The 18007-nt window shown below is 64.9% G+C and carries 13 protein-coding genes and 1 pseudogene; 7 read left to right on the top strand and 7 right to left on the bottom strand.

Annotated features, from left to right (window positions below; translation table 11 throughout):
- Nucleotides 1-126: 126 nt before the first annotated feature.
- A complete protein-coding gene (locus ACFQGD_RS10630) occupies nucleotides 127-6339 on the top strand; it encodes a DEAD/DEAH box helicase (protein ID WP_345399253.1) in 6213 nt (2070 codons plus the stop codon).
- Nucleotides 6336-8507, top strand: a complete 2172-nt coding sequence (locus tag ACFQGD_RS10625) for a UvrD-helicase domain-containing protein (protein ID WP_345399250.1) — start codon at nucleotides 6336-6338, stop codon at nucleotides 8505-8507. The genes ACFQGD_RS10630 and ACFQGD_RS10625 overlap by 4 nt, the downstream gene beginning before the upstream one ends.
- 163 nt (nucleotides 8508-8670) lie before the next feature.
- Here the strand turns inward: ACFQGD_RS10625 and ACFQGD_RS10620 are convergent, their stop codons facing one another.
- The 5 genes from ACFQGD_RS10620 to ACFQGD_RS10600 form a co-directional block, all read right to left on the bottom strand.
- On the bottom strand, nucleotides 8671-9135 hold the full coding sequence (locus ACFQGD_RS10620) for a type II toxin-antitoxin system VapC family toxin (protein ID WP_345399247.1): 465 nt from the start codon (nucleotides 9133-9135) through the stop codon (nucleotides 8671-8673).
- Nucleotides 9132-9305, bottom strand: coding sequence for a hypothetical protein (locus ACFQGD_RS10615; RefSeq protein ID WP_345399244.1), 174 nt, complete (start codon nucleotides 9303-9305; stop codon nucleotides 9132-9134). Before ACFQGD_RS10615 ends, ACFQGD_RS10620 begins: the two co-directional genes overlap by 4 nt.
- 262 nt (nucleotides 9306-9567) lie before the next feature.
- A complete protein-coding gene (locus tag ACFQGD_RS10610) occupies nucleotides 9568-10143 on the bottom strand; it encodes a hypothetical protein (RefSeq protein WP_345399241.1) in 576 nt (191 codons plus the stop codon).
- A gap of 345 nt (nucleotides 10144-10488) precedes the next feature.
- A complete protein-coding gene (locus tag ACFQGD_RS10605; RefSeq protein WP_345399238.1) occupies nucleotides 10489-10950 on the bottom strand; it encodes an SRPBCC family protein in 462 nt (153 codons plus the stop codon).
- A gap of 9 nt (nucleotides 10951-10959) precedes the next feature.
- A complete protein-coding gene (locus tag ACFQGD_RS10600; protein ID WP_345399235.1) occupies nucleotides 10960-11085 on the bottom strand; it encodes a hypothetical protein in 126 nt (41 codons plus the stop codon).
- A 142-nt stretch (nucleotides 11086-11227) separates the two neighbouring features.
- Here ACFQGD_RS10600 and ACFQGD_RS10595 point away from each other — a divergent pair.
- The 3 genes and pseudogenes from ACFQGD_RS10595 to ACFQGD_RS10585 all read left to right on the top strand — a co-directional run bounded on the left by ACFQGD_RS10595 (nucleotide 11228) and on the right by ACFQGD_RS10585 (nucleotide 13927).
- A pseudogene (locus ACFQGD_RS10595) lies at nucleotides 11228-12086 on the top strand (IS5 family transposase).
- Nucleotides 12087-12470 carry an NUDIX domain-containing protein gene (locus tag ACFQGD_RS10590; protein ID WP_345400050.1) on the top strand — a complete coding sequence of 128 codons (384 nt, stop codon included), beginning with the start codon at nucleotides 12087-12089 and terminating at the stop codon, nucleotides 12468-12470. It abuts the pseudogene before it with no gap.
- Nucleotides 12471-12733: 263 nt separating this feature from the next.
- Entirely contained in the window at nucleotides 12734-13927 is a 1194-nt protein-coding gene (locus ACFQGD_RS10585) for a S1 family peptidase (protein ID WP_390221037.1), read from the top strand.
- Nucleotides 13928-13945: 18 nt separating this feature from the next.
- On the opposite strand, the gene ACFQGD_RS10580 is transcribed toward ACFQGD_RS10585, so the two are convergent.
- The gene (locus ACFQGD_RS10580) at nucleotides 13946-14584 is read right to left on the bottom strand and encodes a TetR/AcrR family transcriptional regulator (protein ID WP_345399945.1); all 639 of its coding nucleotides are present in this window, start codon (nucleotides 14582-14584) and stop codon (nucleotides 13946-13948) included.
- A 62-nt stretch (nucleotides 14585-14646) separates the two neighbouring features.
- On the opposite strand from ACFQGD_RS10580, the gene ACFQGD_RS10575 reads away from it, so the two are divergent.
- Both ACFQGD_RS10575 and ACFQGD_RS10570 read left to right on the top strand, forming a co-directional pair.
- Entirely contained in the window at nucleotides 14647-15615 is a 969-nt protein-coding gene (locus ACFQGD_RS10575) for an oxygenase MpaB family protein (RefSeq protein ID WP_345399948.1), read from the top strand.
- A 19-nt stretch (nucleotides 15616-15634) separates the two neighbouring features.
- Nucleotides 15635-17416, top strand: coding sequence for a hydroxysqualene dehydroxylase (locus tag ACFQGD_RS10570; protein ID WP_345399952.1), 1782 nt, complete (start codon nucleotides 15635-15637; stop codon nucleotides 17414-17416).
- A gap of 5 nt (nucleotides 17417-17421) precedes the next feature.
- Here the strand turns inward: ACFQGD_RS10570 and ACFQGD_RS10565 are convergent, their stop codons facing one another.
- Nucleotides 17422-17979 (bottom strand): hypothetical protein, encoded by a 558-nt coding sequence (locus ACFQGD_RS10565; RefSeq protein ID WP_345399955.1) that lies wholly within the window; start codon nucleotides 17977-17979, stop codon nucleotides 17422-17424.
- Nucleotides 17980-18007 lie beyond the last annotated feature (28 nt).

The following is an 18007-nucleotide window of genomic DNA, read 5'->3' as shown; positions in this document are numbered from 1 at the left end:
CCCACCCGCAGTGCTCCACATGGGTGCACGAGTTCGTAGCACGAATCGGTAACGGGCCATAACACCCCGTAGTGGATGCGCGATCATCGAAGTGGGCCGGGAAGCGACCGCGGGAGGAAGTGTTTGATGTATCCGTCACTGCTGGCGGAGGAGACGAAGCGCGCGGTCACGGAGTACCTGTCGACCACGTTCGCCCTGGCCGATGACGACGCGCGCGCCGCGCTGGAAGACTTCCTGCTTGACCGTGACACCGGCATCTTTCGTGGCCCCTATCTACGCGTTCGTACGCCGTTCCATCCGGTGAAACGGGGCTGGCGGTCGCCACTGGACTGGCTACCGCAGGGTTTCCGGCCATACCAACATCAGGCGCGAGCATTCGAACGGCTCGGCACGCGCGACGGTCCAGCCGAGCCGACGATCGTCACCACGGAAACCGGCTCAGGCAAGACGGAAGCCTTCCTCTACCCCATGCTTGACCACGTCGTCCGGGCCAAAGCTCGCGGCGAAACGGGCATCAAAGCTGTTGTCCTTTACCCGATGAACGCCCTGGTGACCGACCAGGCACGGCGGCTCGCGGAACTGCTCCACGACGACCCGAAGCTGCACGGAGTGACCGCGGGTGTGTACATCGGCGGCGAAGGCAAACACACTCAGGCCACGCGCGAACACCTGGTGGATTCGCGAGGTGCCCTGCGGGACGAGCCACCGGACATTCTGCTGACCAACTACAAGATGCTGGACCTGCTGCTGCTCCGGCCCGCCGACGCATCGCTGTGGAGTCAGTCGACCACCAGCTTGCGCTACCTCATTCTCGACGAGTTCCACACCTACGACGGCGCGCAGGGCACCGACGTCGCGATGCTGCTGCGCAGACTCGGCGCCACCCTCAAGGTCGCCGAGCCAGGCCGTCCCCTCGGACGCATCACTCCCGTCGCCACCTCGGCCACCCTCGGGGGTGCTACTCGTGCGGCTGAGCTGCGCACCTTCGCCGAGACGGTGTTCGACATGCCGTTCCCGGCGGACTCGGTCATCACCGAGGATCGCCTCGATGCCGCAGACGTCGTGCCCGATGTCGACTTTGAGCTCACCACCCCCGACCCCGCATCGGTCAACGCCTATCCGATGCCGGACGCGGCCAGCCCTGATTCCTGGCAGGCACTCGCTCACGCGTTCCTCGGCGGCGCGATTCCCGATCGCCTTGGCCTCGGCCGACGACTCACCAGGAGCTATCTGACCCGTGCCGTGGTGCAGGCACTCGCGGACGAGCCGCTGGCGCTTCCCGAGGCCGTTGACGCCGTCACGAACTCCGGCGTTCTGCAGTGGGGTGTGGCGAAACAGCACGACCCGGGCAGCGTCGAGCAAGCCCTCCTGCGCTTTCTGGCCTTGCTTTCGGCAGCCAGAGTCGATGCAGGACCGGACCGCACTCGCCCGCTGCTGAACATCGAGGTGCAGCTGTGGATTCGCGAGCTGACCAGGATGCTCCGCGCGGTCGGCCCGGAGCCGCAGTTCGCCTGGTGGCACGACGGACCTTCCGAGGAGGACGTTCGCTACCTCCCCGCTGCGTTCTGCCGCGTGTGCGGACGATCCGGATGGCAGGCGCTGGCGACCGAACTCGGCGAGGATCTCGAGGGCAAGCCGGAGAAGATCTGGGGTGGCACCATCAGCGACCGCAACAAGGTCAGGACCTTGCTGCTCGCCAACCCCGACGAACCCGACGCGCGTCGCATCGATCCACACACCCTCGTCTTCTGCCGAGAGGGCGAGCCCGGCCTCCCGGTTCTTGTGACGCCCGACGCGGACGCGGCGGCGGCCCAGCGTTGCCCTTCCTGCGACAGCGATGACTCCATCCGGTTCCTCGGATCCTCGGTCGCCACCTTGGTCAGCGTCGCGCTCACCCAACTCTTCGGCTCCGACCTGGTTGCGGAGAACGAGAAAAAGACCCTCGTGTTCACCGACTCGGTGCAGGACGCCGCGCATCGGGCAGCGTTCATCGAGGGCAGGGCGTTCCAGTTCAACCTGCGGTCCGCAATCCTGCGGGCCGTCGGTACGGGGCGCAGTCTGCGAGAGGTCACCCACGAGCTCGCGGCCAGCGACACGGACGATCTCTACGCCGTCGCACCACCCGACTTCGCACAGCGGCTCGGTCTCAGCGGCGAATGGCTCGACAAGGACCCGCGAGGCAAGCTCCGGTCCCTGCTCGGAACACGCCTGGCGTTCCAGACACAGCTCGAAGTCGGGCTGCGCTCGCGACTAGGTCGCACCCTCGAACTCACCGGGTCCCTCGGCGTTGACTACGACCTTGACCTGGACAGCTATGCCGAGCTCGCGCGGGCGACGCATGAGAACCTGCCAGAGCGAGGCCTCACACTCCCGGACGAGCTGGCATACCAGCGCTGGATTCTCGGCCTGCTTGACCGCCTCCGTCGTCGAGGCGGAATCGATCACGAGTGGCTGACGTCCTATATCGCGCGCGATGGCAATCGCTATCCAATCTGGGGTGGCAGCCCCCGAGGCATGCAGAAGTTCCCCAAGGGGCGACCCGCACCGATCTTTTTCACCACCGGAACCAAAAGCGATTTTGACAGCGTGCGGCCCCGCAGCGACTCGTGGCTGACCGACTGGACCGAACGGTGCTTGCAGGTCACCTCGCAGGAAGCGAAGGCGCTTGTTGAGCCGGTAGTGCGGATGCTCACCGAAGGCGACGCGCCTCCACTGGTGCGGCGCACCTCCAGATCCGATGCGTCGGTGTTCGGGCTCGACCCCGCGTACGTACGGCTACGTCCGCTGGACGATGCCGACGTCGACTCGGCACAGCTTCGGTGTCCGCGCTGCCACCACATCCAGCCGACGGCGCCGGAACGTGCGTCGTTGTGGCAGGATGCGCCCTGCCCACGGATCCGGTGCTCGGGCAGGCTGCAACCACGTGAGATTCGCAAGGACAACTTCTATCGCACGCTCTACCGAGCTGGGCGGCTACGGCACCTTGTCACGCATGAACACACCGCGTTGCTCGATGACGCCACTCGGCAGCAGGTCGAGCGCAGCTTCGCGAAGGGGCATTCGCCCATCGCCCCGAACGTACTGACGTGCACCCCGACGCTCGAGCTGGGTATCGACATCGGTGATCTGTCCACGGTTGGGCTGGCGTCGCTTCCCCAAAACCCCGCGAGTTACCTGCAGCGGGTGGGCCGGGCAGGCCGGTCAACCGGTAATGCGCTGGTGCTCGCCACGGTGCCAAGCAGCCCTCGCGATCTGTACTATCTCTCCGAGCCGAAACATCTGATCAATGGCGAGGTCACACCGCCCGGCGCCTATCTGGCGGCCACCGAGCTGCTCTGCCGGCAATACTTCGCGTACTGCCTGGATCGCGTGGCCACGGGTGAGATCTCGCTGGAACGCGACATGCCACGCTTGCTCGGCCCGCTCTTCGAACATGGGCTCGAGGAGGACGGCTGGCTGCGGCAGTTCGTCACGACCATTACGGCACGCTCCGATGAACTCGTCGAGCAGTTCCTCGATCTGTACGGACCAACCCTCGACAAACCCGCGCAGGAGGCCGTCCGGAATTTCGCCGCGAAAGGCATCCGAGACACGCTCGGGCACGCCGTCACTGAGTGGGCCGACCATCGGGAAGAGCTGCAGCGCCGCCTGGGCGAGCTGGCGGCGTCCATTGACGACCTCAACAAGCAAGGGCATCTCGACGACGGCCAGAAGGAAGACCTCCGGCGATGGACCGGTGAGTCGAAGGCGCTGACCGCGCTCTTGCACGAGAGCTGGAGCCGCAATGCGCTCACCGGCCTTGGTGAGCTGTCGCTGTTGCCGAACTACAACCTGCGCGACGACTACACCGAACTCGATGTCTCGTTGTGGTGGACCACCGACGACGAGGGCGACAAGGGTTTGCAGGTCAGCGAGCACAGCTACGGGCGTGGCAGCAGGGCCGCGCTCACCGAGTTCGCCCCGGGCGCGGTGTTCTACGCGCGCGGCTACCGGGTTGAGATCGACGCGCTTGAGATCGGTCCGGTCGGACAGCCGCACTGGCGATACACCCGGTTGTGCCCTGATTGCGGCTGGGGAACCGAGAAAATCGACCCGGCACCAGCCGCATGCCCTCGCTGCGGCGGCGCTGCGGTTACGGATGCCGGTGCCGTGCACAAGGTGCTGGAACTGCGCCGGGTCTCTGCGGTTCACCGGCGCGACGAAGCCCTGATCGAGGACGAGACTGAGGAACGCACGCGTACTCAGTTCACCACGATCACCGGAATCGACGTCGAACCCCAGCACATCCAGCACGCCTGGCAGCTGTCCGACAAGGCGTTCGGCGCCGAGTATGTTCGGCAAGCGACGATTCGCACCATCAACGTCGGCCGCTCCGATCGCCCGGGGCCCGATGCCTCGATCGCGGGAACGAAGACGTCCGCGAGCCGGTTTACGACCTGCAGCTACTGCGGGGTGGTTCGACAACAAACTCCAGAGGACAAGGTTCGCCACCGCGGTTGGTGCTCGACCCGACGCGGAACGGCCGCCGAGTGGGATGACCTGGTGCTCTCCCACCAGATCACGACTCAAGCGGTACGCCTCCTGCTTCCGGTGTCGACGTTCCACGTCGAGTCCCGGCTGACCTCACTCAAAGCAGCACTGCTGCTGGGCCTGCGGCACGACTTTGGTGGCGATCCCCAGCACCTCGACGTCGTTACCGCTCGGATGCCCGACGAACACCGGCGACCCCGCCAGTTCCTCATCGTGCATGACACCGTGCCTGGCGGCACTGGCTATCTCGATCGCTTCGGTGATCCGGAACGGATGCGACGAATCCTGCAGCAAGCGCACGACGTACTGGTCGAATGCCCGTGCCAGTTGGAAGAACGGGTAGCGTGTCACCGCTGCTTGCTTGGCGTCGCCGGACGAGGCGAAGTCGAGCACGTTAACCGGCGAATCGCCCTCGACATGATCGCTGATCTGCTCGACGGCTGGTATGTCCAGGACATCCCCACCGTGACGGGGATTGACATTTCCTCGGTCCAGCTGTCCGAACTCGAGCTCCGGTTTCGCGAGCAGCTCGAACGTGCTGTGACGCGCAATCCAGACCAGTCGTCGACAAGCTCCCTTGGCCCGAAGGGCAGGGAGCTGGACATCCGGCTGATCGCGCCGGATGGATCGCCACGCCGCTGGACGCTGCGGCCGCTGGCGCGGGTCAAAGCGGGCAATGTCACCACGGAACCGGACTTCCTCCTCACCCGGCAGGACGCACAAGACGCGCCAGTCGCCGTTTATCTGGACGGCAGGATGTATCACGCGTCAGCGGAGAACGACCGGACCGCCGATGACGCACGGAAGCGGACCGCCCTCCGCGACGATGGTTATCGAGTCTGGTCCTTGACCTGGGACGACATCGACGACTTCGCCCGGATTCTCGATGGCTACCAGAGCAACCTGGATGAGCTGCTCGACAAGACCGCACGCAACGCCGCGCTCGCGGCGACGGCCGACAAGCGATCCTCGTTGCTGTGGGGCAACCCGATGCAAGCACTCATGGCGTATCTGGCCGAGCCGGAGAACTCGTTGTGGGAGTCTACCGCCGTTCACAGCTGTCTCAGCCTGATGCGTGCCCCGGCGCACTTCACCGCCAAACCGCTGCCATGTAAGCCAGGTCAGTTGCCCGAGGCTCTGCATGCGTGGGCTTCCGGCAGCCATCTCGACACGAGCGGCGGCAAGGTCGTGCTCGCTCCATGTGCGGGATTATCCGGTCTCCCGATCGCGGTCGTCGGCAGCGCTGAGGGCGACGCCACCAATTCAGTCGGCGCGCTCGCCGTGCTCGACGATCGGCCGAGCGAAGTCGGCGGCAGCCACCACGAGAAGCAGTGGCGAGACTGGCTGCGGTGGTCGAACCTGCTGCAGTTCCTCCGACTACCGCACCATGGCAGGACCATGGTGATGCGCATGGCCGAATGCTGGACCCGGCAGTCGCTTCCGGACTTCCGCGGTCGCGTCGTGCCACTGGCCTTGCCCGCCGTGCGGGAAGAGGTGCAGGTGGACATCAGCCACTCCGGATGGTCGATTGTCATCGAGTACACCGATGAGAGCCTTGCGCCCGTTGGGAGAAGGCTCGCCGAACTCGGCATCCCGGAGCCGGAAGCAGGCGGCGAAGTGGGCGATTCCGAACTCTGGCAGGTTGAGTACTGCTGGCCCACCGAACGGATAGCTGTGGTCGTGGACACCGATGCCGAGCGAGACGACTGGTTGAGTCGCCACGGTTGGCGAATACTCGGCCGCTCCAACGAAGACGAGGAGGCATTGGTGCAGGAAATCGTCGCGACCTTCGAGGAGTGTAGCCAGTGACAGCACGCGTTGTGATGTCGGAGCTGTTCAATCGGGAATCGTCGGGTCTCGACGGCTCGATGAAGAACCGAGTGCTGGACTTCGTCATCAAGCTCCAGGAACGTCCCGACATGCCGGGGCTGGATCTGAAAACTCCCGAGGGCGTCTCCGATCGACGAATCAAGACGGCACGCGTGAACGACTTCTGGCGCGCGGTGTTGATCGAACTCCCGGAGTCACACGGCTACATCCTCGTCGCGGTCAAACCACACGACGACGCGTACACATTCGCGGGAAAACTGCACTTCGGTGTCAACGAGGTAACCGGCGCACTCGAAGTCGTCAACGAGGCCGCGCTCAACGAAGCAGTTGCTGGGTCCGGTCGGTACCAGCGCGTCACCGAGGCCCAGCCGGTTCTCGATGGCATCCGAGCCAAAGACCTCCAACCCTTCGGTATTGCCGACGACGTCGCCGACGAGTTGGTCGCGATCACTGACGAAGACCACCTGTTAGCCGTGGCCGCGGAGCTGCCAGGGATCCAGGGCAACGCGATTCTCGATCTGGCATCCGGTCGCGCTCCTGAAGATGTCTGGGCAGACCTGGTTGCCGAGGAAGCGCGCGAGGTCGACACCAGTGACATCATGCAGGCGCTCCAGCGGCCACAATCTCGGTTGACGTTCACCGACGGCAGTCCCGAGGAGCTGCGCGCCGTATTCGAGGGCGACTTCACCGCCTGGCGGCTGTGGCTGCATCCGCTGCAGCGCAGACTCGCCTATCACGACGGATGGCGCGGCCCCTTCCGTGTGACCGGTGGGGCGGGCACAGGTAAGACAGTCACGGCTATTCATCGCGCCCGACACCTCGCCGACCGACTCGAGCGGGAAGGCACCGACGCCAAGGTTCTGTTCACGACATTTACCAAGAACCTGGCACAGAACATCGAGTCTCAACTCAAAGAACTCGCCGGACCGGAAATTCTCAATCGAGTCGAGGTACGCAACATCGACTCACTCGCCCAGCGAGTCGTCATGGCAGGCAACGATGCCAGCGTTCGGCCAAAACTTCGCGGCGACACGGACAGGGAAGTCACCGAAGCACTGGAAGCCGCGCGATCCGGAGCCGCGGAACAGTGGGACACCGAATTTCTCCGCGCGGAGTGGATTCACGTCGTGCTGGCGCAAGGCATTGAGGAGCAAGCCGACTACCTGCGTGCCTCGCGCAGCGGCCGCGGACGACGTGTCAGCCGACCACAGCGCGCTGACCTGTGGAAGATCTTCGAACGCTTCACGCAGATGCTCAACGCGCAAGAGGTCATGACGTTCACTCAGGCAGCGTCACGCGCAGCGGCCATCGCGCACCAGCTCGGATCAGAGGACGTCGACGTTGCCCACAGTGGATCGCGCAAGGCAGTACTTCCCCGGTACCGCCACGCCATCGTCGACGAAGCACAAGATCTAAACGCAGCTCACTGGCGACTACTGCGCGCGTTGATCCCAGTAGGTAACGACGACCTGTTCATCGTCGGCGACGCCCATCAACGGATTTACGGCAGGCCGCTTGTTCTTTCCCGGTTCGGGATTGAAACACGGGGCAGGTCACGCCGCCTCACCGTGAACTACCGGACATCGCGGGAGATCCTGCGCTGGTCGATGCAGGTCGCCTACGGCCAACCGGTGGACGACCTCGAGGGAGACGAGGACACGCTGCTCGGTGCGAGGTCCGAATTTGGCGGGCCAGAGCCGGAGTCGCAGGGTTTCAACTCCGCGCGGGAAGAGAAATCTGCGCTCATTGTGAAACTCCGCGCCTGGGCGGAAGCCGGAATACCGTGGTCGGACATGGCGGTCGTCGCGCGCGGCAGAAAGCAGGTTGACGACATTTATGACTATCTTGTGGGCGGTGACGTGCCCGTCGCCAAAGTCGATGCGAGCACGGACGAGAACTCTCTCGGCGACGAAGTCCGGATCATGACCATGCACCGCGCAAAGGGACTGGAGTATCGCGCGGTCGCCGTCGTGGGTGCGGGCAGCAAAGAACTGCCCCCATGGCCCATTCGCCAGCTTGAGGGCGACGAACGCGATGCGGCTTGGGCACGGGAGCAGAGTCTGCTGTATGTTGCCGGGTCACGCGCCCGAGAGCGCCTCTACATCTCTTGGGTTGGCGAGCCATCGGAACTGCTCAGTGACACGTAATTCGACGATACTTTCACCGTACCTGTAGGTTTCTCGTGAGCTTGACCGCGACACCTATAGTGTCGACAACCGGGCATTGCATAAAGCTTCCGCGCGGTGTACCCGCCCGTGGAAACCGCTGACCCGGGGTAGTCCGGCTATTTGGATATCCCTTATGCCCCTGTCAGTCCAGGCAGCTTTCCTCCTCGCCGATCTCCGATAGGACGAACGTCAACGGCTTCACATAACTGACAGAAGCAGCGATCCCCACGAACTTGTAGTCAACCGTGGCGATATTCGTAATCCCCAGTCGCTCCGCGGTCGCCAGCACCATCGCATCGACGTATCCAAACGGCGCGGACACCAACCTCTCCACCAAGTCAGCCGCGCGTCGGCGATCGCCATGGGTAGGCTCGACAATCTTCAGCCCTGTCGACTCAGCGACGATCATTCGCAACAAACGGGCCTCGTATGCCGGTCCATTCCTTACGACGTTCCGTATGAACCCACAAGTCTCGATAAGCACCGCTTCGGGCAAGAAAACCGGACCGCGCCAGTCACTGAGCAATTTCGCACAGCGCACGTGGTGGCGGTCGTCGGGAGCGTAGGTAGCGATCAGCGGTCCGGAATCGAGGATCAGCCCAGTCATTCGGCGCGGCGGATCTCGTCGATGGCATCAACGATCTCCCGGCTGACCCGGGTCTGCGCCATGATTTCCCGGTACGTCGAAGAGAGCTCGGTCTCTCCGTCGGGACCGAGCCCGACCCACGGGAACCGCGTGCGCAGCTCCTCAACGTCGTACGGCGCCTCTTCAGCCATAGTTCTCATGGTACCTGCTCCTAGCTGGGCGAACATGGATAAGCAACATCGCATCAACGATCTGGGCGCCCGCGACGGTGGCATGGCCAACGCAGCGCGTCGCCGCGACAACACCTGTTCTCCCGCGCCAGAGAGCTGCGACTACTGGAGTCGCCCTACCAGCCTATAGAACAACTGTACGAAGACCACCGACACAGATGCGAGTCGACACGCCGACAGCACTGGAAGGTGTCTGGACACCGACCGTCGACGGCTGGCGACGCTACTGCCGCTTCCACTCGGAGCACGACTGCGTTTCGAATACCTGCCCCGGCTGCAGGGTGACGGTGGCCTGGCCTCGGACAATGTTGTTGTCGATGAGCGCGGCGTCAGACCCCGTGCCACGCCTGAACGCGTAGTAGCACATGTCAATGGAGCCTCCCGCAGGACCGGAGGTCTTGTACGTCCCTGCCTTGACGTCTTCGCCGACGACGTAGACACCGTCGCCCGGGATCGTATTGTCGGCGATTCGCTTCTCTTCGGCGTTGAGCCTCTTCGCGCGCTCGTCAAGTTTCGTTTCACGGGAACTCATGCGTTCACTGCGCTTGTCGAGCGCCATCTCACGCTTGTCGAGCGATGCATTTCGTCTCTTGAGTTCGGCCTCCCGCTCGTCCAGTTCACTGGCCTTGAGCGCGAGGGCTTCCTTCTGTTCCTCGGCCTGTTCGTCAATCGTCTCCTCGCGTTGCGCCAGTTCGGCGAGGCGAGCCTGCACGACTGGGTTGTCCTCGGCTGGCAGTACCGAGTTCGCGGCGCTCACGCCGATGCCTGCACCGACGAAGAATGCGACGACAAGCCCCACGATCCAAGGAGAGCGTCTCGGCTTCCGCTTCGCCTGCTCCGCGACAACATCCTGCGGCAGGCCGTACGACGGTGGTTGGTTCGGGATAGACATGGTGCACCTTCTCGAGAGTGGCTTACCTGGACGGGCTACTCACACGACGTCGGTAAGAGCCGCACTCGCGTAACGCTCAACCGAGATTCGTGACAACACCGATGTGCCCGCCCCGACCATCCCTCGGCGCGCAAGGTGGAACACGTCACGTATTCATGGCATGGGGTCCGGCATGGACCCCGCCAGCCGATGGGATCCACGAGTCTGTTCGCATCACCACACAGGAGCGCGTCCGCCCGTATGCTGACAGGCCTACCATTCAAGGTAAGCCGCGAGATTGGCAAGCGACGACGCCAGCCCCGCCGCGTGATCCTCGGCGGAGATGCCATCCGGCACGTCCTCAGCGGTGATGTCCACACGCGTCCCGCCATCGACAGCCGTGACTTCCCACGTCATGGTCATCGTCCCAGCGAACGAGTCGTCATCGGAGACGAAGTCAATCGCCTGGACGACCCGCTCCCCAGGAACGATGTCGACATAGCGAGCCTCGACGACGTCGGAGTCAGCGGTCGATTTCCCCGCTGCCCCGGTAGCGTCGCGATAGGTCAGGACCAGCCGGTAAGAGCCGCCCGGTCGCGGATCGAACCGCTCGAACCTCCCGGTCATCCCCTCCGGCGGCAGCCACTCCGTCAATGCCGCGCGATCAATGAGCGCGTCATACACCTGCTCGAGCGGCGCGGCAATCACCCGTGATCCGGTATCCGTACGCGGCATCCTGCGATGCTACTGCGCTGCCGCCGCCCGTGGGCTGATTCGCCGGAAGATCCGCTCCAGGTGGTCGATGATCTCCTCCTCGGACATCGTGATGCGGCCACTCGCCCGCGCGACCGCGACTACGATTCGCGCCATCGACGCGGCCCGCGACACGAAAGGCACACATGAGCGCTGCCATCACTGAGATCATCGCCCGTGCCGTCATCCGCCGCGACGGCCAACTCCTCTTAGGGCGTGTCTCCCGAATATCGGCCGGTGGTTCGCTGATGATCGGTGAATGATCAGAACTGGTGTGATCACGGACGAGTTGTGGGAGTCGATCGAGCCGGTGTTGCCGTCTGATGTTGGGCGGCGTGGTGCGCGCTGGCGTGATCACCGTCAGGTGCTGGAAGCGATCGCGTGGCGCTTTCGCACCGGATCGCCGTGGCGTGATGTGCCCGCTGAGTTCGGCCCCTGGCAGACCTTGTGGAAGCGGCATCGCCGCTGGTCAAGCGACGGCACGTACGAGCGGATCTTCGAGCATGTGCTGTCCGACCACGCCGATACGGGCAAGCTGGACTGGTTGCTGTCGGTGGACTCCACCGTCGTGCGGGCGCACCAGCATGCCGCCGGCGCGCCCTCCGCGGACCACACAGGGGGCCAGGTCGAATGACAAGATTTCCGAGCCGGACGACCACGCGATCGGTCGTTCGCGCGGCGGATTGACCACCAAGGTCCACGCCCTGGTCACCTCCGGTGTCCGCCCGGTGGCCATGCTGCTGTCCGCCGGGCAAGCCGGGGACAATCCGCGCCTGGCGCCGTTGCTCGAGGCCCTGGCCGCGACCGGGCACCGGCCGGATCGCCTGCTGGCGGACAAGGCCTACTCACACCCGTCGACTCGCCGCGAACTGCGGCGGCGACGCCTCCGGCACACCATCCCCGAGCGCTCCGACCAGGCCAAACGCCGTAAGGACAAGGGGTCCGCCGGTGGTCGGCCACCGGGTTTCGACCCCGAGCTCTACAAGCAGCGCAACACCGTCGAGCGCGGTTTCGGCCGGTTCAAGCAGTGGCGCGGAATCGCGACCCGCTACGACAAGTACGCGCGGACCTACTTCGGCGGCGTACTCCTCGCCGCCACCGTCATGCTCGCCCGATGAATCGGGAGACACGCTCTAGTCCGCCAACGCGATAGCCCGTGGTCCTTCCTGCCGGGAGGCCATGTCGAGCCCGGCGAACGAGTGGAAGCCGGCTTGGTCCGCGAGCTGGATGAAGAACTCGGTGTGAACGCCACGATCGAACATTTCGTCGGCGCAGTGGAGAACGGATACATCGAAGACGGCACCGCTCGCCACGAGATCAACCTCATCTTCGAAGTCACTATCACCGACACCGACGCGATAAGCAGGGAAGACCACCTGGAGTTCCACTGGCTGCCGTTCGACCAGCTCGCCCAGGCTGACGTACGGCCCTACGCCCTGAAAGACGCACTCGCCACTACTGGGGACAACCTCACACCCTTTTGGCGCGGCTGGAACGGTTGACGGCCCACGCTCGCGCGGAAACGAGGTTCAAGGCCCGATTCACGGCTTGAGCGCGACACCGTAACGCGCCACGATCGTAGCCGACTCTCCCTACAAGCTCCGTTCGCAAGAGCCACTTCGTTGGGAGGAGGAACGTGCACTGCACGCGATGCGGTGCTGAACTGCACCGAAACGACGATCGGTTCTGCGCCACGTGTGGCGCTCCAACGTCGACACGCGGGCGGCGAACGTGGCGCGTTCTGGGAGTGATACTCGGTGGAGTAGTGCCGCTAACTGCCGCGGCGGTAGTCATCGGTATCGAGATGTTGGAACAGCCGTGGCTGCGGAGCATGGTCGTGGCTGCGGAGCCTACAACCGCGACCTCCACTAGCGACGCTCCAACCGAGACCTACACGCATCCGCCCGAAGGCGGACCAAGCGTGACGCCTGACATCGCGGAGCCAGACTTCTCCGAACTCTTCGCGGAGGTGTCTTCCGGGGTCGTGCCGATCTATGCGGTCGTCTGTGGCGGTCCAGGGTCTGGCACCGGCTTCCTCATTGACCCGAACACGGTCGTCACGGCCGAGCACGTGGTACACGGTGCCGTTGCCGCATCCGTGCAAGTGGACGGCGTCCCCTATGCCGCCGATGTCATCGGCGTCGACGTCGGCGCCGATCTCGCGGTCTTGGAACTTCGTAGTCCCGCCGCCGGGCACGTGCTGCGGTTCGCAAATGCCGACCCGGAACGCGGGGATCCCGTCGCGGCGCTCGGCTATCCGGACGGGGATCCATTGCGGTTGACGGAGGGAACGGTCGCAGCGGTCGATAAATCAGAGATGATCGAGGGGACGATGTTTCATGACCTCGTCGAATCCGACGCCACCGCGCGGGGAGGCAACTCCGGCGGGCCACTCATCGACAAGAACGGTGATGTAGTTGGCGTGCTGATCGCCGGCCAGAAACCGCCTGGCGAACGGTCACTGGCCGTTCAAGCGTCAACCGCTGAACCCACGGTCACGAACCCTGCTGGACTGCACGCGCCGGCACACTGTGACCACCAGCCGCTAGGTCCGGAGGACGAGGCGGTTGCCGGACTACCGGATGAGTCGGCAGTCGGCACCGAGATCGCCACAACCGTGGCGAGATACTTCGTCGGGATCAACACCGGCAACTACTGGCAGGCATACGAGCAACTTTCACCCCGCCTAAGGAGTGGTTCCACCTACGAGGCATTCGCGCATGACGTATCCACAAGCTACGACTACGGCTTCGAGGTTCGAGACGCCCAGCTCAGCCTCGCGCGACCCAAGGTCACTCTCGAGTTCGTCAGCCTTCAGGCTCCTGAATTCGGGCCCTCAGGCGAATCGTGCACGATGTGGCTGCTCGAGTACGAGTTCGTCCGTACCGCCAATGGGCGGTTTCTGATTGACGAGGTGAATCCTCCTGCGGATGCCACCGCACATCGGCCATGCCGGTAGGTGGGCCTTGCCTCGAACTCAACCTGCCTGCGGAGCAATCCGCCGGAAAATCCGCTCCAAGTGGTCGATGATCTCCTCAGCGGACATCGTGATGCGTCCGCTCGCCCAGGCCACCGCGACCTCCCCCACGGCCCCCGCGTACGCGTGCGCCAGCAACCGCTGGGTCTGCAGCAGCGACGGGTCCCGGTCGCGGTCGGGTGCCGCCTCGAGCCAGACGTCGATCGCCCGCTCGATGAACTGGTGCCGCTGCCGAACCAGCGCTCCGCTGTGCGTCTCGATCACCAGCAACCGCACCAGGCGTGGGTCGTCGAGCATCGCACCGATGAACGTCGACAGCATGGGCCGCGGGTTGCGCCATCCACTCGACGCGATCACCGGTACGACCCGCGCGGTCAGATCGGCCAGCACGTCTTCGACGACGGCGAGCAGCAGTTCGTCCAGCGACGAGAAGTTCTCGTAGAAGTATCGCTTCGTCAGCCCGGCTTCGGCGCAGATGTCGTCCACCCGCGTCGCGGTGATCCCGCGGGTACCGAAGAGCTCCAGCCCCGCGGCGAGCAGTTGCTTGCGCCGTTCCGCCTGTCGCTCTTCAGCGCTCATGCCGCGATATGTGCGGCGGGTCTGCGGCACGTCGTCACCTCCTCCGGGCGAGACATCCATATTGACACTCCCTCGTGTCAGATCGTACGCTGCCCTAATCTGACACGCATACGTGTCACATCATGACGGGAGGCACGACAGTGGTGGCGAACCCGGCGAGCGTTGCGGTGGACCAGGCGTTCGACGTCTTGATCCGCAGGAACTTCTTCAAAGGCGTGGCCTTCGACGCACCCGAAGGCGACCCGGGCTGGTTCGGCCCGGACAGCGCCGTCTGGTACGTGCACGAACACACGCCCGCCCTGGTTCTCGGGCTGTTCGCGTCGGCGGCGATCGAGACACTGCATCCGGACTTCGCGTGGATGGGTCAGCAGCATTCGCGCGGCGTGCGCTGGGTGAACGGCGAACCGTCAGGGCTGGACCTCAAGGGCCTACTGACCCGTGCCGGGCACTCGTATTCCTTCTTCATGGCCGTGGCCTACGGCCCGAGTCACGCCGCCGACCGCGTCGTCAGGACGGTGCGCGGCATGCACGGCACGGTCCGCGGGGAGCGCCCCGACGGCCGCGCCTACGACGCGGCCGACCCGGAGACACTGCGCTGGGCGTACGCGACCGTGGTCTGGGGCATCGCCACCGCCCACGAGCGCTACCACCCGCGTCCGCTTCGAGGCGCTGACCTCGACGTCTACTACCGGGAGTTCACCCGGGTCGGCGAAGCATTGGGTGGCACCGATCTGCCAGCGACGAAGTCCGAGGTGCGGGACTGCTTACGCGCGTCGATCCCGCTCATGGGTGTCACGATGCCGACGGTCGAGTTCCTTGCCGGGCTCGGTGGTGCGGTGTCGCCCGCCCCGCTGCGTCCCGCACTGCGAATGCTGCAGTGGGCGGTTCTCGATCTGCAACCGCGCTGGGCACAGCGCCTGCTGCGAGTACCCCGCTCCTCGTCGACGTCGATCCGATTACACCGTGCGGCGATGTGGTCAGCGCTCAACGGCATCCACTACGCGGCGGGCCCGTTGCCCGAGACCCGAGCCGCACGCGCCCGCGTCGGTTTGCCCACCACCACTCGACTGCTGCCGCGCCCGACGGCCTGACGACAGAACGGAGTGCCTGATGACCAATCCCCCGAGCCCCTGGCTACGCCGCAGACTGTCCCGGCGCGACATGCTCCGCATGTCCGCGATCGCGGGCGCGACGGCCGCTATGACCGCGAACCCGCTGACGGCCAACGCCGCGCTTCCGGGCCCCGCCAGCGCAGGACGCCGGGTAGCCGTACTCGGCGGTGGGATGTCCGGCCTGGCGGCCGCCCACGAGCTCATCGAGCGCGGTTTCGAGGTCGACGTCTATGAGGGCAAGGAACTGGGCGGGAAGGCACGCAGCATGCCGGTACCCGGCACGGGGTCCGACGGCAGAGAGCCGCTGCCCGGTGAGCACGGGTTCCGGTTCTTCCCCGGCTTCTACCACCACATCCCCGACACCATGCGGCGCATTCCATTCCGTGACCACACGGTCTACGAGAACCTCACCGACACCGCGGCTACCCGGCAGTCCTATCAGGACAGGCCAGACCTCACGGTGCCGACGCGAATGGACCCACAACTGTTGAGCGTCGACACCATCACGCAGAGTCTGCAAGCCGCGCTCGATCTCGGGACGCGCATCCCGCCAGACGAGTGGGCCTACTTCAGCAACCGCATCTGGGTCTACCTGACCAGCTGCGACGCGCGCCGCTACGGGCAGTGGGAGTACGTTTCGTGGTGGGAGTACGTCGACGCCGAAAATCGTTCAGACGACTACCAGCAACTCCTCGCCAGGGGCCTCACACGACAGTTGGTCGCCGCGAAGGAAACCCAGGCCAGCGCTCGGACGATCGGCAACATGGCGCAGGCGTTCCTGCTGAACATCATGGGACGCGGGAACGACGGCGAGCCTGACCGGCTGTTGAACGGGCCGACGAACGAGGCCTGGATCGACCCGTGGGTTGAGCTGCTGCGACAGCTCGGCGTCAGGTTCCACATGGAGCACCACATCACCGAGCTGCGTGCGCGGGACGGACGCATCGCGTCGGCGATCGCGCGGCACACCAAAGGCGGTCGCCGCCGGATCGACGCCGACTGGTTCTTCTGCGCGCTGCCCGCGGAGAAGGCACGACTACTGTGGTCGGACGAGCTGCGGGCCATGGACCCAACACTGTCCAACATGGACGGATTGTTCGTCGACTGGATGACGGGTATTCAGTTCTATCTGAACCGTCCAGTGTCGATCTGCCCCGGCCACGTCGCCTACATGCACGCACCCTGGGCGCTGACCTCGATCAACCAGGCACAGTTCTGGCCACGGCACGACTTCCCGAACGACTTCGGCGACGGCACGGTGGTCGACTGCCTCTCGGTGGACATCTCCGACTGGGACACCCCAGGCTTCAACGGCAAAGAGGCGAAGGACTGCAACGCCGAGGAGATCGCGCGGGAGGTCCTGGCGCAGCTCATGGCCAGCCTGAACGACAGCGGCGACGAGGTGCTGCGCGGGTCCGACGTCGAGGCATGGTTCCTCGACCCCGCGATCACGTGGGACGACGACGGCAGCCACAACGACGAGCCGCTGCTGATCAACACCACCGGCTCATGGGACCTGCGGCCGACCGTACGCACCGCGCTGCCGAACCTGTTCCTGACGGGCGACTACATACGTACTGACGTCGACCTCGCCACGATGGAAGGCGCCAACGAATCCGCCCGATACGCGGTGAACGCGCTACTCGAGACAACAGGATCGAACGCGCCACCCGCACCGACGTGGCAGCTCTACCAACCCGAGGAACTCGAACCGTTCAAGCGGATCGACGAGCAGCGCTACGCGGCGGGCCAGCCGAACATGTTCGAGTACGACGGGTGACCGGATCACGAACCCCAGCGAGTCCACTCCCTCGCGACATACCGCGAGCGCCACAACACGGGCCGCAGCACGAAAAAGCACACCCAGATGAGCGCGATCGCACCGAACAGCAGGAGCACATATAGCCAGTCACCGGTGTCGAACTGAACCTCGTCCCGGTACCGCTCGGGCGGTGTTGAGGCGACGAGCGCCAGAACGCCCCACGCGACGAGCCCGGAAATAGTCGACAACACCACGGCGAAAAGCAGACCCGCTCGCGTGACGCGCATGGTGTTCAGCCGAAGGTGGCCATCCGCCACGCTGCCCCGAGCAACGAGCGTGAACACGCCCGCGCCGACCAGACAGCATCCAGTGATGCCGGCGAACAATGGCACACCAAGGCGTAGCGGGTCGTCATACGGAAGCAGACCGCTCGGGATCAGCAGCAGTGCGGGGACAGCGGCAACACTGAGCACCAGGACAGTCACACCCAATGCGGTCGCTCGAGTCCTGATGGTGCGCACGAGCGGATCGGGCAACGGCACGGAATGCGTCGTGGGCGCCGTGGAATGGGGCTGGGTCACCGTGGCTCCCAGTCCGCGGGATCGGACA

Origin of the sequence: Haloechinothrix salitolerans, from assembly GCF_042662605.1 — a bacterium.
GTDB lineage: Bacteria > Actinomycetota > Actinomycetes > Mycobacteriales > Pseudonocardiaceae > Haloechinothrix_A > Haloechinothrix_A salitolerans.
This window is presented reverse-complemented; position numbering and strand designations above follow the sequence as displayed.